1 rRNA gene is annotated in these 303 nt (G+C 54.1%); it reads left to right on the top strand.

Features of this window, described 5'->3' with window-relative positions:
* Nucleotides 1-303 (top strand): 16S ribosomal RNA (locus AOA61_RS27330); the annotation flags it as partial.

Below are 303 nucleotides of genomic sequence, written 5' to 3'. Positions count from 1 at the left end.
AAGTCCCGCAACGAGCGCAACCCTTGATCTTAGTTGCCAGCATTCAGTTGGGCACTCTAAGGTGACTGCCGGTGACAAACCGGAGGAAGGTGGGGATGACGTCAAATCATCATGCCCCTTATGACCTGGGCTACACACGTGCTACAATGGATGGTACAAAGGGCAGCAAAACCGCGAGGTTGAGCGAATCCCATAAAGCCATTCTCAGTTCGGATTGCAGGCTGCAACTCGCCTGCATGAAGCCGGAATTGCTAGTAATCGCGGATCAGCATGCCGCGGTGAATACGTTCCCGGGCCTTGTAC

It is taken from the genome of Pseudomonas sp. 2995-1, assembly GCF_002742505.1.
Lineage (GTDB): Bacteria > Pseudomonadota > Gammaproteobacteria > Pseudomonadales > Pseudomonadaceae > Aquipseudomonas > Aquipseudomonas sivasensis.
The sequence above is the reverse complement of the archived record's forward strand: the minus strand, read 5'-3'. Positions and strand labels throughout refer to the sequence as shown.